Below are 14,816 nucleotides of genomic sequence, written 5' to 3' on the forward strand. Positions count from 1 at the left end.
GGCTTACACCCTCGGGCTTACAATTTCAGACTTACACCTTCACGTATTTTCCCAGTCACACGCTGACTGGGGAAACACGTTCATCAGTAATAGCCCCTGTAGCTGTTGTCTCCGTTACATCTCAATACGTTGCATTCAAGATGGTACTCACCTCACATCTTTCATTCTCTTGGGGTATATACTTGAATGAGAAATGCGATGAGGAACCGTAAGATGAAATACGAAGCAAAAGATTTAAATTACACAGGGGAATCTTGTGGGGTGCATAACTGGATCACCGATGAAGGTCACAGCTTTTATTGGCACCCAGACTGGGTACATATCGCAGAAGATCAGACCGGTATGCATCCTAAGCAACCACTGGATATCAGTGACGATGAAAAAGGCACCAAAACACATGCCATTTCTGCCATCGTAAAACATCTGAACAATTGGATTGTCGGCGAAATTGAAAAACACCCAGAAGTGAAAGATCAAGCCAAGCTATACGATAAAGACTGAGTCTACGTTTTTCCCAACCATTTTATCAACCACTGCCGCTGGTGGCCACAAACAAAAACGCCCTGACATTCAATCAGAGCGTTTACTTTTATTGTCGCTTCAATGTTAATACAGAGATAGTGCTGATAACTTAACGTCGTTATTTTTTGTAATGCAACGCCGTGTTTTCTGCCAACTTGACAATCACCTGCACCGCTTGCTGCATCCCTTCCACCGTAATGAACTCATGTATACCATGGAAGTTATAACCACCGGTGAAGATGTTTGGACAAGGTAGCCCCATAAAGGACAAACGCGCGCCATCCGTACCACCACGGATCGGCTTAATTTCCGGTTCAACATCGCAATCAATCATGGCCTGCTTGGCCAACTCAATGATGTGAGGGTGCGGCACAACCATTTCACGCATGTTCGCATAGCTATCGACAATCTCAACGCTCACACGCCCTTTGTCTAAACGCTGGTTAAGGGCATCCACATTTTCTTGGATTAACGCTTTACGGCGCGCCAAGCTATCCGCATCAAAATCACGCAGTATGTAGTGCAACTGAGTTTTCGCCACGCTTGGGTCCATAGAAACCAAATGGAAGAAGCCTTCGTAGCCTTCTGTACATTCTGGGGTTTCCTGTGCAGGCATCATCATTTGGAATTGCGCAGCAATGTTCATGGCGTTGATCATTTTGTCTTTTGCCGTACCTGGGTGCACATTCACGCCATGGCAGGTAACAAAAGCAGAAGAAGCATGGAAGTTCTCATACTCCAATTCACCCACAGGGCCGCCATCAATGGTGTAAGCCCACTGTGCGCCAAACTTAGCTACGTTAAATTGATCGGCACCACGACCGATTTCCTCATCCGGCGTAAAGCCGATGCAGATATCGCCGTGCTTGATCTCTGGATTCGCTTTCAATACCGCCATCGCAGTAATGATTTCAGCAATACCGGCTTTGTTATCCGCACCCAACAGCGTTGTACCGTCAGTGGTAATGATATTGTGGCCGTGTAGACGGTTTAAATCCGGATATTGAATAGGAGAAAGCACTTCATCGCCAACACCCAATGCAATATCGCCACCTTGGTAGTTTTCAACGATTTGCGGTTTCACATCTTTTCCTGATGCGTCAGGTGCCGTGTCCATGTGGGCGATAAAACCAATAGCAGGCACATCATGATCAACGTTTGAAGGTAAGCGAGCCATCAGATAGCCACTGTCATCCAGATCGACATCTGACAAACCCAGAGCGATCAATTCTTCTTTCAATTGTTGAGCTAATACGCGCTGCCCTTCAGTACTTGGGCAGTGGGCATTGGCTGAGTTTGATTGCGTTTCAAAACGGACGTAACGAAGAAAACGCTCAATTAATTGTTCCATATCCCACTCATACAGTGCTAATTCAATCATTATGAGAGGAAAGTATCGGGGTTACAGCAACAAAATGACTTGCGATGAATCATGGTTTGTTACATTTCGCACGAATTAAAAGCACATTTTTTGAGATAAAACCGACTATTTTCTCCCTTTCTCCGTAAAAGCAGCATGAATTCCCCATGATTGATGCCTTCTTTTTGGCAGGGTAATTGCCGCTTTAGGCAATAAAAAACCCGAGCACAAAGGGCTCGGGTTGGGTTTGATAGGAAAATTCGGTATAGGAAGACCGCTATATAAGATGCTCTAATCGCGAGGAAGCCAAGGCGTCACTTTAACGATAGCAGATGGGAAATTAACTGTTTCGGCACTTGCCAGATCAGCCAATTTCAACACCGCTTTATTATCCGTTACGGTCAATGCCGTCCCATTGGTTAGCTCAATCGGTTGTGTTGGTGTCGCTGATAAATGAACAACCACCCCTTCCACCTCAGGCATAAACCAGTCAGAGAACATCCCACCAAGATCGGACAAGATCAGTTGCATTTGAGGCGTTAACCTCGCGACATCCGCCTGTGTGATTGACGTATCAAAGTGATCACTGGCAATCACCTGCATAGAAACATCACAAGTAATTCCCTCATCAATCACAAACGTCACATCCGGGTTCGCTTGGCGCAGGTTATTATCGACCGGTATATCAAGCTCATTGCTTTCAGGGATGATTAGCGCTTCATAATGTTCATCTTTACGCATCCAGCCTTTATGCACATCACATACGCTGCCATCACGCTGGTCGAGCAAGAAGAAAGCCACCTTGACGTCATCATGGCCTTCCTCCACGTTTTGTTTCAGTTTGCTAAACAATGTGCTGTAACGCATATCAATATTTTGCGCCAACGCCGTGCTTGCATACAACGAGGTACTCGCGACTAAACCAGCAAGAAACCAATGGGGTAACTTCATCCTTTATCCTTGGAGCCAGTATTGATTGTTATGTCGGATCATGGCCTGAATTTCTTCTACGTACGCATGACCACGTTCTGAATATTGGGTTAATCCTTTCGCCAATGTTGTGCCATCGATCGGCTTATTTCCTACACGTAACGCCGTACGAATATCACGCAATTCTTGGTAAGCTCGGTGTGTATTCACATTCATGAAATACCCCTGCACTGCCAAGTACGGCGTTTCAAAAATAGCCACTTCATGGGCTGCCCCTGCATTACGTGCATTCGGTATTAACCCGCAGCCTTTACGATAACACCATTGACCAAAATAGTTATTACCCTCGACGGCAAAGCGTGATGTCCCCCAACCTGATTCATTAGCGGCTTGGCTCAGCACCAAAGATTCAGGCAGAACATCAACACGGTTAAGCATAATAGACAACCAATCCATAGTGACAGTGTCACCTGCCAGTGGCTGTTTATACACATTACCCAGTTTTACGGCGTATTCATGATCATCGCCAGCAATCAATGCAGAAGCATTGATTTTCTCTTGCAACGCAATCAAGAACGTACGTTCTCTCTCAATACGCTGATTTTCATGAATAACAGCCGGTCTCAAATAATCAAAAAAAGCGGCTTTCTTTTCTTTTACATCCTGAAACGCCGAAAAGTCAGGTCTAACTTTCTGGGCATAACTGACTGCAGTGTCATTGTTTGTTGAGCTAGGGTTTTCCCCACAAGCGGTCAAACCGCTAAGCAATGCTACGATGGCAATTGCTTTATTATTTATTGTTTTTCTAATCACGCGTTAAATACCTGAGGGTCCTCTTTATCGTTAGTATTATTATCATCTTCCCCTTTCTCGACGGTGGTCACTTGCAGTGTCACACCAAATAGATTGCGATAGATGATCGCTTTTGCATTATAAAAGAACGGAATGGTCCAAATTAAACCAATACCCGCTGTTGCAAGTGAAATAACAGCCATAATCGCCACGACGATATAAACCGCTAAAATCGGCACGAAATTGCGCAATGTAGCCATGAAGGAATATTGAATGGCTTTCACCGGTGACAGGCGCTTTTCACAAATTAGAATAATGGCCATACCAAAGAACATAGGCAGAATCAGGCCAATGGGCGGAAAGATCTGACTGGCTAGCATAAGGATCACAAAGGTGATGACTTCAGTAATCACGGCCACCAATGCAAAAGAGAGTCCTTTCATGACATGCGACATTTTGCTTGGTAGCCCAACAACGTAATTCAACGTCATTAAGGCTAGACCGGCGAACAGTGGCGCCGTTAAGACACTTGATGCCAGTGACGCCCAATTCAATGCCATCGATACACTCGTACGCACTTCTTCACTTTCGTTCAAAAATGCATCAAGCAACGACCACTCACCGCCACTTTGCACGTAAAATGCAACCTGTAGCAACGCTATCTGTATAACATAGACAAGAATGACGGCAGGAAGGAATGACACGAAGTTTTTGGCGGTTGTACGCCATGCCTCTTGTAGCACAGTGACCGGTTGTAAGTCACCTTTACCTTTCAGGGCCTTCTCAATCGAGCCGCCCACATGGAATGTTTTGTTATTCATCTGTTTTTCGCTAAATTTTATACATTGATAAGGTTGATTGTACGCTAGGTAGACAGGATATAGAAATAGTGCTGCGGAATGATGGGATCAGTCACCATAGTATGAAAAAACATACTGGCAAAATAACATTCTAATTATTGCACTATGATTAATGTTCAACCAACGACTATAATTAAGCTTTAATCTTGATTTAAAAGCATTTTTGTGCGCTTTTCAAGTATTACATATTGTATTTATTATAACATCGCGCTGCTTGTAATAATTTGATCTTAAAAATTGAAAAAAAACGCTTTAATTTACACGTTTAGGGGACTATTATGCGCCCCCTAAATTCATACTCATAGTTGGGGGGATTACCTATGAAACCCCTGGGTGGAGATCACGTAGAATTGAACGCTGCAGAAACTACTAAAGCACCGGTGATTCAGCTTAAAGGGCTGAGCAAAAGCTTCGATGGTAAGCAAATTATCACTGGTCTCGATCTGAATGTTAACGATGGTGAATTCCTTACCATCTTGGGTCCTTCTGGTTGTGGTAAAACAACTGTATTACGCCTTATTGCCGGTTTTGAAAATGCCGACGAAGGTCAAGTTGTTATTGCTGGCAATGATGTGACAAGCATTCCCGCCGAGCAACGTAACGTAAACACAGTATTCCAAAGTTATGCGCTATTCCCGCATATGACTGTGTTCGATAACGTTGCATTTGGTCTTCGTATGCAAAAAGTGGCCGAGAGCGAGATTGAACCTCGCGTTATGGAAGCTTTGCGTATGGTTCAGTTGGAGCAATTTGCCCCACGCCAACCACACCAACTTTCTGGCGGTCAACAGCAGCGTGTCGCAATCGCTCGTGCCGTTGTCAACAAGCCTAAAGTATTGTTGCTTGATGAATCATTATCAGCACTGGATTACAAACTGCGTAAGCAGATGCAAATCGAGCTGAAACAGCTACAACGTAAACTTGGCATTACTTTCATCTTCGTTACTCACGATCAGGAAGAAGCCCTTTCGATGTCAGACCGCATTATCGTTATGCGTTCAGGTAACATCGAGCAGGACGGTAGCCCTCGTGAAATTTACGAAGAGCCGGCAAACTTGTTCGTTGCTCGCTTCATCGGTGAAATCAACGTGTTTGACGCGGAAGTGAAAGAACGCCTTGATGAAAACCGTGTACTTGCTAACGTTGAAGGTCGTCATTCCATGATCCACTGTAAGTTGGACGTGAAAGCTGGCGACAAAGTCAAAGTATTGCTACGCCCTGAAGATATCCGTATCGAAGAAATTAACAATGGCGAAGAAGCACATGGCATTGTTGGTTACATTCGTGAGCGTACCTATAAAGGTATGACGTTGGATTCAGTTGTAGAACTGGAATCAGGTGCACCGGTAATGGTTAGCGAATTCTTCAACGAAGATGATCCTGATGTAGACCACTCTCTGGATCAGAAAGTTGCCATTACTTGGGTTGAAAGTTGGGAAGTGGTACTTGCAGATGAACAAGAAGCTTAATCTTCAAAACATCATCATTACCGTCATCGTAAGTTGGTTGTTGCTGTTTGTCTTCATTCCAAACTTGATGATCATCGGAACCAGTTTTCTGACCCGAGATGATGCAAACCTGATCGAAATGACCTTTACCTTGGACAACTATATTCGGTTGTTCGACCCGCTTTATGCGAAGGTAATGTGGCACTCGTTCTACATGGCGCTGGTGGCTACCCTACTCTGTTTGTTGATTGGTTACCCCTTTGCCTACGCGATTGCAAAGATGCCTGAGAAATGGCGTCCGTTTATGTTGTTTTTGGTCATCGTACCATTTTGGACCAACTCGCTGATCCGTACTTACGGTTTGAAAATCATGTTGGGTACACGCGGTATTCTTAACAATACCTTGATGTACCTAGACATTATCGACAAACCCTTGCGTATTATGTACACCGAATACGCAGTAATGGTCGGTCTGGTTTATATTTTGCTGCCGTTTATGGTGCTACCGCTTTACTCTGCGATCGAGAAATTGGATCACAACTATATTGAAGCGGCAAAAGACCTTGGTGCGAACAAGTTCCAGACATTTGTGAAGGTGATTTTCCCACTGACAATGCCTGGTATTATTGCGGGCTGTTTGTTGGTACTGCTTCCTGCATTGGGCATGTTCTACGTGTCTGACCTGCTAGGTGGTGCGAAGAACCTTCTGATCGGTAACGTCATCAAGAGTCAGGTGCTTAATGCTCGAGATTGGCCGTTTGGTGCAGCGACAAGTATCGCGCTGACGATGGCAATGGCAGTGATGCTTTACGCCTACTACCGTGCAGGTAAGTTGCTCAACCGAAAAGTGGAGCTGGAATAATGGGACGCGTATTTAAATTCAGTTTTATGACTGTGGTGTATGCCTTCCTTTATACACCGATTATCATTCTGATCATTAACTCATTCAATGCCAGTAAGTTTGGTATGAAATGGGGCGGTTTTACCACGAAGTGGTATCACCAACTTATGAGCAATGACAGTTTGATGCAAGCAGCATGGCACTCGTTGAATATTGCCGTTTTCTCAGCAACCGCTGCTGCGATTATTGGTAGCCTGACGGCTGTTGCCCTCTTCCGCTATCAGTTCCGCGGTAAGAAGTTCGTAAACGGTATGCTGTTCGTGGTAATGATGTCTCCGGATATCGTAATGGCCATTTCATTACTTGCCCTGTTCATCCTTGTGGGTGCAGAGCTTGGTTTCTTGTCACTGCTATTAGCACACATCACATTCTGTCTACCGTTTGTTGTGGTAACAGTATATAGCCGACTAAAAGGCTTTGATGTGAAGATGCTTGAAGCGGCACGCGACCTTGGCGCAAGTGAGTGGGTTATTCTTAAGCAAATCATTTTGCCATTGGCAAAACCTGCTGTATTCGCAGGCTGGTTGTTGAGTTTCACCCTATCACTGGACGACGTGATCGTGAGTTCATTCGTGACAGGCCCGAGCTATGAAATTCTACCATTGAAAATTTACTCAATGGTTAAAGTCGGTATCTCGCCAGAAGTGAATGCATTGGCTACAATTATGCTAATTGTTTCTCTGGTAATGGTCGTCTCTTCGCAGTTAATTGCACGAGATAAGACCAAATAAGGCTTCAGGCTTTAAAAATTGGCTCTATGCCAAAAAATGAGCAAGTGGCCCCTTTGGGCCACTTGTTTTGTATACATACCCTAAAAGGGTTTTGGAGAAGATAATATAATGAAGAAATGGTCCGCTTTTCTAACCGGCACTGCAATGGCTGCAGCGATGTTCACAAATGCTGCAAGTGCAGCAGATGAAGAATTAGTTTTCATGAACTGGGGTCCGTACATTTCTACGGAGCTACGTGAGCAGTTCACTAAAGAAACGGGTATTAAAGTGATTTATTCGACTTACGAGTCGAACGAGACTATGTACGCCAAGTTAAAGGCTCACCCAAAAGGTTATGACCTGGTTGTGCCATCAACTTACTTCGTTGCAAAAATGCGCGACGAAGGCATGTTACAGAAAATCGACAAATCAAAGCTAACTAACTTTAAAGAACTTGATAAGAATTATCTGGACAAGCCTTTTGACCCAAATAATGACTACTCTATCCCGCACGTAATCGCGATGACAGGTCTTGCAGTTAATACTGACATGTACGACCCTGCCGATTTCGACAGCTGGGCAGATCTATGGAACCCTGAGCTTAAAGGCCAGCTAATGTTGATGGACGACACCCGTGAAGTGTTCCACATCGCACTACGTAAGCTGGGTTACTCAGGTAACACCACTGATCCTAAGCAGATTGACGAAGCACACGAAGAGCTTAAAAAGCTAATGCCTAACGTGCTTGTATTCAACTCAGACAACCCTGCGGCACCTTACCTTGCTGGTGAAGTTGGCCTAGGTATGCTTTGGAACGGTTCTGCAGCTGCTGCGCAGAAAGAAGGTCTTCCTATTGAGCTAGTATGGCCAAAAGAAGGCGGTATCTTCTGGGTAGATAGCCTAGCAATTGCTAAAAACGCGAAGAACGTAGAAGCGGCACACAAGATGATCGACTTCCTACTTCGTCCTGACGTTGCAGCAAAAATTTCTGAAGAAACGGGTTACCTAACTGCGGTTGAGAAATCAAACGCGAAGTACAAAGACAACCCAACTCTATTCCCACCTCAAGCTGATCTTGACCGTGGTGAGTGGCAGGATTCAGTGGGTGACATGAGCATCCGCTACGAAAACTACTTCCTAGAGCTTAAAGCCGGTCAGTAATTTTCATTCTAAAAAAGCAGCTCTTCGGAGCTGCTTTTTTGATCCTGGCAACAAAATCGGTTACGTCCATTTTTCTCATTCGACCCCTCTGTTTTCTCACACATTCGTGACTATCCCACTGTTCTGCTCGCCGCCCTTTGTGTATCACTGACCCACCTATATGCTTGCCTCAAATCCTAACCTCTTTGAACGCCCTCATTTGAATCTATTTTCTTATTCACGTTGGATATATCGCGTTGAATATATAAAGGGATTCACTACAACTAAAACATCTTCACAGGTAAAGCACCTGCTAATGAATATTTCAGCAAGATAAAATCGGGCATTATATGAGCATATACAAAACGATATTGTACAAAACATGACAAATCCAATTATTGTTTGTCATAACTTGTTGATACCCTGCTATAATAGTGCTGACTTACACAAGTTATCACCCGTCCGGAAATAGAAGCGCTAAGTTTCTGTTTCCTTTTATTATGTAGGAGAAGCGGTAAAAAACCGCTAGAGAACACTCTCAAAATCCCTGTTTGTTAGGAGCGTTAAAAATGAAAAAATGGTCTTCTTTGATGGCCGGCGGTATGTGTGCTATGGCAATGTTTTCAAGCATTGCGACAGCCGCAGACAACGAGTTATATTTCTACAACTGGTCTGAGTATATCCCAAATGATGTACTGGAAGAGTTCACGAAAGAAACGGGCATTAAAGTCATTTATTCGACTTATGAATCGAATGAAACCATGTACGCTAAGCTGAAAACGCATGGCGGCGGTTACGACCTGATTGTACCTTCAACGTATTATGTATCTAAAATGCGTGAAGAGAACATGCTTCAGAAGATTGATAAATCAAAGCTTTCTCATTTTGATGACATCGATCCAAACTTCCTACACAAGCCGTTTGACCCAACAAACGACTACTCTATCCCTTACATTTGGGGTGCGACGGGTATCGGTGTCAACACTGATATGATGAACAAAGCACAAGTGTCTAAATGGGCTGACTTCTGGGATCCTAAATGGGAAGGCCAGTTGATGATGATGGATGATGCACGTGAGTTCTTCCATATTGCCCTACGTAAACTAGGCTACTCTGCGAACACCAAAGATCCTGCGCAAATCAAAGCGGCTTACGAAGAGCTGAAAAAGCTGATGCCAAACGTATTGGTATTCAACTCTGACTACCCTGCTAACCCATACATGGCCGGTGAAACGTCACTGGGTATGCTTTGGAATGGTTCAGCCTACATGGCTCGCCAAGAAGGTGCGCCGATTGATATCGTATGGCCTGAAGAAGGCGCAATCTTCTGGATGGATAGCATTGCGATCCCTAAAGACGCGAAGAACATCGACGCGGCACACAAGATGATCGATTTCCTTCTACGTCCAGAAAACGCAGCGAAAATCGCACTTGAAATTGGCTACCCAACGCCAGTTGCAACAGCGAAGAAATTGCTGCCGAAAGAATTTGTGAACGACCCGATGATCTACCCACCACAATCTGTAATGGACGCGGGTGAATGGCAGAACAGCGTAGGCGACGCAAATCCTCTTTACGAAGAGTACTACCAGAAGTTGAAAGCGGGTCAATAATCCCTCTTATCTATGGTAAAGAAAAGCCTGATCATTGATCAGGCTTTTTTCATTTCAGTGTCCCATACAGACAACGGCACCGTATCGTCATCACGCGAACACCTTGCCTATCATTCATTGTGTACTATTAGTTCATCGGGTCAAGCAACGCCTTAAGCGCTTGCTTTAACCACGTTCCCGCAGGACCCAGTGTCACATTTTTGGCCGTAACAACCTCGACAGGGATCGACCAGTCTTTATGATCAAACGACACCGGCAATGTATGCAACGTGCCCGCCTGTATTTTATCTGACACCAAATGCAGCGGCAGATACCCCCAACCTAGGCCACGCTCAATCATCTTTATCATGCTGTATTGATTAGTGACCCGCCAAACATGTGGTGACACCACCGGAAAATAACGGGCTTGGTCGTCTTCAAGACCGCGCGCCAAAATTTGTCGATAGGGAATCAAGTCCATCGGTTCTACACATGATAAATCAGCAAGAGGATGTTGATGGTTCACCACAGGAACAAATGCCAAGTTCCCTATATAGCAAACGTCAGCCTCACGGATCGTCTCAAAGTCACACAACATCACACCAATACAGGCGTTGCCTTCGAGCACTCTATCCCTGACGTCAATACCAGATGCGGTCAAAATATGAAGTGACGTTGCGGTGAAGGTGTCACTGAACCTCTCTGCGATATGGTATAGGCGGTCTACTTGCAACGCTTCATCCACCACAATGCTCAGTTGGCTCTCTTCGCGTTTTGTCAGTGCGTTAGAGGCACACTCTAATTCTTTCGTCTGCTGCAAAACGGCTTCTGCAAAATGAAATAAATGTCGCCCCGCTTCTGTTAATACCGGTTTGCGCGTTGTCCGGTCGAACAACTCTACATTCAAATCCACCTCTAAGTTAGCAATGCCCTGACTCACCGCTGATTGCACCTTTCCAATGTGTCGTGCACAGGCCGAAAACGAGCCTAATTTGGCAGAGAGCACAAACATATTGAGTTGATCTAAATTATACATACGCACTTCCGTTATAAGTGATTGAATCTACGTATCCTGATACTTTACCCATCACTAAAACTGATAATAACTAACTCGATATAATCATATAAAAAGATACATTACACGTATAGATTCAGTGCGAACTTTTCGTTTCGCACATTGTTTGAAACATCGTTAAGTTAATTGAGTGGTAAGTCGTTATGACCATTAAAGAGCGTATTTTACATTCCGTCTTGTTTGAAGTGTTTGCCCTGATCATCATGATGCTAGGTGCATCTCTATTTACAGACAAGAACCCAGCGATGATTGGTGGTATCGGTATTGCGTTGTCGTTAATCGCCATGGGCTGGAACTATGCCTACAACCTTGGCTTTGACAAGATATTCGGCGCTGATCGTTTATCTCGCACCATTGGCACGCGTGTTGCGCATGGTTTTGGCTTTGAAGGCGGACTCTTGGTGGTCACCATTCCTGTATTGATGTGGGCCTTGCAGATGGACTTCTGGACGGTGTTAATTTTAGATCTCGGTATTGTGATTTTCTTCCTGGTGTACTCCATCATTTATAATTGGATCTACGACCAAGTTAAAGCAAAGTACTTTACGCCGAAGATGGCTTAAACGAGCCATGTTCTAAATAACAAATAAAAAGAAAGCGCCTAAATTAGGCGCTTTCTTTGTTTTACAGATACAAGCAAAAGGATTTAAGCCAGCAACTCATCCACAAAAGCAGGCACCAACACAGATGCAGGACCATAGCGTTTCTCTGCAAACTCACTTTGTACGTCGCTCGGTTCTAAATTTAATTCAATGGTATGTGCACCATGCATTGCCGCTTCATGTACAAAACCCGCTGCAGGGTACACCGCCCCCGACGTCCCAATAGAAATGAACAAATCCGCTTCCATCAAGGCATCGTGAATGCGATCCATCCCGATGGGCATTTCACCGAACCACACCACGTTAGGGCGCATCGGTGAAGGCATTTGGCAGCAGTGGCATTGATCTTCCATTGCGATATCCCCACTCCACTCGACAGCTTGGCCGGTATAACTGCATTGCGCTTTTAACAATTCCCCGTGCATGTGAATGATATTTTCTGAGCCAGCGGCTTCATGCAGGTTGTCGATATTTTGCGTCACGAGTGTGACTTTACCATCTAACTCTTTTTCTAAACGCGCTAACGCTTTATGTGCATCGTTTGGGAAGACGGTACCGCTCTCAAGTTGCTGACGACGCAAATTATAGAAGTTTTGTACCAAGGCGGGATCACGGTGATAACCTTCAGGCGTTGCGACATCTTCAATGCGATGCTTTTCCCATAAGCCATCTTGATCACGGAACGTTTGGATACCTGATTCAGCGGAAATCCCCGCCCCCGTCAAAATAACAATGTTTCGATATGGAAATAGCATGCGCGTGTCCTTTCATTAATAAGCGTTCTTTCTATTTTATACCATTATTTTCATGTGGTTATAACCTACTTGTTTACGACATTAGTCTAATAAGCAATAACAAACATAAAATTATGGTGCACCAGACTATCATTTGCGAACTGTCCTTGTTCAATTATTTTCCCATAACGACTACAGATGGTGACAAGAATCGATTCCATAACAATATAATTATAGTGCATTACGGTTACGTTATATCAAAACCAACCCACATAAAAAAACAGCAGTCCATTGGACTGCTGTTTATTAACGCTTTCGCTTAAGGCTTACGCATTGTTCTGCGAAGTATCGCCTTTTTTATCGGCTTCTTGTGCCGCATCATAACCTGGTTGGTTTTCAGGAAGATCTTTCACTTCGTTATACCATAGGTCGTGGTGCTCTTTCGCCCATGTTTCATCCACTTCACCGGTGATCATACCGTCAAGTGCCGCTTCCATACCGAACAGACCGATGTAGATGTGGAAGATGAAACCACAGATCAGGATCAGTGCAGAGAACATGTGCAGCAAGTTAGACAATTCCATATCACGGCGTGTTTGGCCGAAGATTGGGAAGTCTAGGATAAAGCCACTGATGGTGATGAAAATACCAAAGAAGATAAGCAACCAGAAAATCGCTTTCTCACCACCGTTCGAGAAACCAGCAGATGGGTGGGTACCTTTATGCTTACCGACCATGCCGCCCATTTTCATGAACCACTTCATGTCCACCATGGTGAACAGGCTCTTACGCCACCACTTAACCAACACTGCAATCAGCAAAACACCAAAAATTGGACCGATGTAGTTATGGTACTGCTTCGCCGCATAAATGATCCATCCCCAGACTTCTGTTGGCACAACAGGCTTAATAAAGTGCTTGCCGTAAACGAGGGTTAAACCACTGAATGCCAGAGTCAGGAACGTGAATGCCATGCTCCAGTGCAACGCACGATCAAAGCGGCTCCAGCGTTTGATCTTACGGCCTGTTTTTGGCTTGCTCAGCTTCAATGGACCCACGACAACGTACGCAAGACCCACCATTGCAAGGCTACCAAAAATGGCCAATGCACCCAGTGGAGACATCCACTTCTCTTTCAAGATGTACCACGTCTGGCCCGGCACACTGATCAACACACCATGCTCTGGTGATGCTGATGTGGTGTACCCTTCCTGACCATCTTTCACCGCACGCCAATAGTCAGCACCTGCAAAACCTGCCATTTCAGATTTCACAACAGACTCACCCAAGCGCTCAGTATTCGTGTTTGCGTTATTTTCATTGCTGGCAAACGCTGACACAGACAGTGTCAGCATCAATGCCGTTACCAGCATCGCAAACCAATGTTGAATTCGCTTAGTCATAAAACTCCCGACTGTTTTCAACAGTATTTCTCAATCTACAATTCAGCCCGAAGCAAGCTGCCACGGGCTGAATACATCGGCGTTAAAATCAACACTTAACACCGATGATGGTTATGGCTATTAAGCCTTGCTGCCTTTTGTTGCGTCGTATGCTAGATCGTCAGTTGTTGCCCAACCGGCTTCCTTCGCACCACGTGCAACCACACGCTTGCGGTAGATGTCAGAGATCTTCTCTGCATCACCCGCCAGTAGCGACTTGGTTGAACACATAGACGCACACATTGGTAGCTTGCCTTCTGCGATACGGTTTGCACCGTACAACATACGTTCTTTTTCTGAGCCCGGTTCCGTGTTTGGACCGCCAGAACAGAACGTACATTTGTCCATCTTGCCACGCTCAGCAAACGCGGTTTGTTTCGGGAACTGAGGCGCACCGAACGGACAAGCAAACAAGCAGTAACCACAACCGATACAGAGATCTTTGTCGTGCTGAACGATGCCATCTTCTGTTTGGCTGAAGCAATCTGCAGGACAAACCGCCATACAAGGCGCATCGCTACAGTGCATACATGCTACAGAGATAGAGTTCTCGTTCGGTAGACCGTCGTTAAGTGTTACTACACGACGACGCTGAATGCCCCACTCTAGCGCTTCATCGTTGGCGTTTTTACAAGCTGTCACACAACCATTGCATTCAATACAACGCTTAGAGTCACAAAGAAATTTCATACGTGCCATCTAAGGACT

15 protein-coding genes are annotated in these 14,816 nt (G+C 44.9%); 7 read left to right on the forward strand and 8 right to left on the reverse strand.

Annotated features, from left to right (window positions below; all coding sequences use genetic code 11):
• The first annotated feature begins 213 nt into the window (after nt 1-213).
• The gene (locus ACSF8W_RS10665) at nt 214-501 is read left to right on the forward strand and encodes a hypothetical protein (protein WP_500847326.1); all 288 of its coding nucleotides are present in this window, start codon (nt 214-216) and stop codon (nt 499-501) included.
• Nucleotides 502-640: 139 nt separating this feature from the next.
• Here the strand turns inward: ACSF8W_RS10665 and pepT are convergent, their stop codons facing one another.
• The 4 genes from pepT to ACSF8W_RS10685 all read right to left on the reverse strand — a co-directional run bounded on the left by pepT (nt 641) and on the right by ACSF8W_RS10685 (nt 4,425).
• On the reverse strand, nt 641-1,873 hold the full coding sequence (pepT, locus tag ACSF8W_RS10670) for a peptidase T (protein WP_500847327.1): 1,233 nt from the start codon (nt 1,871-1,873) through the stop codon (nt 641-643).
• Between the two features lie 300 nt (nt 1,874-2,173).
• Nucleotides 2,174-2,833, reverse strand: a complete 660-nt coding sequence (locus ACSF8W_RS10675) for a DUF2987 domain-containing protein (RefSeq protein WP_500847328.1) — start codon at nt 2,831-2,833, stop codon at nt 2,174-2,176.
• Nucleotides 2,834-2,836: 3 nt separating this feature from the next.
• Nucleotides 2,837-3,625, reverse strand: a complete 789-nt coding sequence (locus ACSF8W_RS10680) for a glucosaminidase domain-containing protein (protein WP_500847329.1) — start codon at nt 3,623-3,625, stop codon at nt 2,837-2,839.
• Entirely contained in the window at nt 3,622-4,425 is an 804-nt protein-coding gene (locus ACSF8W_RS10685; RefSeq protein ID WP_500847330.1) for a DUF2189 domain-containing protein, read from the reverse strand. The genes ACSF8W_RS10680 and ACSF8W_RS10685 overlap by 4 nt, the downstream gene beginning before the upstream one ends.
• A 389-nt stretch (nt 4,426-4,814) precedes the next feature.
• On the opposite strand from ACSF8W_RS10685, the gene potA reads away from it, so the two are divergent.
• The 5 genes from potA to ACSF8W_RS10710 all read left to right on the forward strand — a co-directional run bounded on the left by potA (nt 4,815) and on the right by ACSF8W_RS10710 (nt 10,276).
• Nucleotides 4,815-5,933: a spermidine/putrescine ABC transporter ATP-binding protein PotA gene (gene potA / locus ACSF8W_RS10690; protein WP_500847549.1), complete on the forward strand. Its 1,119-nt coding sequence runs from the start codon at nt 4,815-4,817 to the stop codon at nt 5,931-5,933.
• Nucleotides 5,917-6,774 carry a spermidine/putrescine ABC transporter permease PotB gene (potB, locus tag ACSF8W_RS10695; RefSeq protein WP_500847331.1) on the forward strand — a complete coding sequence of 286 codons (858 nt, stop codon included), beginning with the start codon at nt 5,917-5,919 and terminating at the stop codon, nt 6,772-6,774. The genes potA and potB overlap by 17 nt, the downstream gene beginning before the upstream one ends.
• Entirely contained in the window at nt 6,774-7,544 is a 771-nt protein-coding gene (gene potC, locus ACSF8W_RS10700; protein ID WP_428477480.1) for a spermidine/putrescine ABC transporter permease PotC, read from the forward strand. The genes potB and potC overlap by 1 nt, the downstream gene beginning before the upstream one ends.
• 108 nt (nt 7,545-7,652) lie before the next feature.
• Nucleotides 7,653-8,684, forward strand: a complete 1,032-nt coding sequence (locus tag ACSF8W_RS10705; RefSeq protein ID WP_500847332.1) for an extracellular solute-binding protein — start codon at nt 7,653-7,655, stop codon at nt 8,682-8,684.
• A 548-nt stretch (nt 8,685-9,232) separates the two neighbouring features.
• Complete coding sequence (locus ACSF8W_RS10710; protein ID WP_428477482.1) at nt 9,233-10,276, forward strand: extracellular solute-binding protein; 1,044 nt, start codon at nt 9,233-9,235, stop codon at nt 10,274-10,276.
• Between the two features lie 127 nt (nt 10,277-10,403).
• Here the strand turns inward: ACSF8W_RS10710 and ACSF8W_RS10715 are convergent, their stop codons facing one another.
• Nucleotides 10,404-11,291: a LysR family transcriptional regulator gene (locus ACSF8W_RS10715; protein WP_500847333.1), complete on the reverse strand. Its 888-nt coding sequence runs from the start codon at nt 11,289-11,291 to the stop codon at nt 10,404-10,406.
• Nucleotides 11,292-11,473: 182 nt separating this feature from the next.
• Between ACSF8W_RS10715 and ACSF8W_RS10720 the strand changes: the two genes are divergently transcribed.
• Entirely contained in the window at nt 11,474-11,893 is a 420-nt protein-coding gene (locus tag ACSF8W_RS10720) for a PACE efflux transporter (RefSeq protein ID WP_500847334.1), read from the forward strand.
• 83 nt (nt 11,894-11,976) lie between these two features.
• Here the strand turns inward: ACSF8W_RS10720 and cobB are convergent, their stop codons facing one another.
• The 3 genes from cobB to fdh3B form a co-directional block, all read right to left on the reverse strand.
• Nucleotides 11,977-12,687, reverse strand: coding sequence for a Sir2 family NAD+-dependent deacetylase (cobB, locus tag ACSF8W_RS10725; protein ID WP_500847335.1), 711 nt, complete (start codon nt 12,685-12,687; stop codon nt 11,977-11,979).
• 305 nt (nt 12,688-12,992) lie between these two features.
• Nucleotides 12,993-14,069: a formate dehydrogenase subunit gamma gene (locus ACSF8W_RS10730; protein WP_500847336.1), complete on the reverse strand. Its 1,077-nt coding sequence runs from the start codon at nt 14,067-14,069 to the stop codon at nt 12,993-12,995.
• 120 nt (nt 14,070-14,189) lie between these two features.
• Nucleotides 14,190-14,807 carry a formate dehydrogenase FDH3 subunit beta gene (fdh3B, locus tag ACSF8W_RS10735; protein ID WP_500847337.1) on the reverse strand — a complete coding sequence of 206 codons (618 nt, stop codon included), beginning with the start codon at nt 14,805-14,807 and terminating at the stop codon, nt 14,190-14,192.
• Nucleotides 14,808-14,816: the final 9 nt, after the last annotated feature.

The sequence above is a fragment of the Photobacterium sp. 270122K genome, from assembly GCF_059941365.1.